This window comes from Acidaminococcus sp. AM05-11, from assembly GCF_003472805.1.
GTDB classification, from domain to species: domain Bacteria; phylum Bacillota; class Negativicutes; order Acidaminococcales; family Acidaminococcaceae; genus Acidaminococcus; species Acidaminococcus hominis.
The window spans coordinates 1-200 of the sequence record NZ_QRMX01000029.1; the positions used below are offsets into that span (position 1 = coordinate 1).

Genomic DNA, 200 nt, shown 5'->3' on the forward strand with positions numbered 1-200 from the left:
CCTGTACTAATATGTCGAGGGCTTGACTTAAACCGCAAGTCCAAGAAGTAAAACGTCTCTTCATGAAGTTTTGAAGGCTCATGCCTTCAATTGAAAATCCGGTGGTTATGGCTGAAGGGATCCACCTGTTCCCATGCCGAACACAGTAGTTAAGCCTTCATACGCCGAAAGTACTCGACTGGAAACGGTCCGGGAGGATA

Annotated in this window: 1 rRNA gene; it reads left to right on the forward strand. The window is 47.0% G+C overall.

What is annotated here, in order from left to right:
- Positions 1-97 precede the first annotated feature (97 nt).
- Positions 98-195: ribosomal RNA gene (gene rrf / locus DW089_RS09600) — 5S ribosomal RNA — on the forward strand.
- The last annotated feature ends 5 nt before the right edge of the window (positions 196-200 follow it).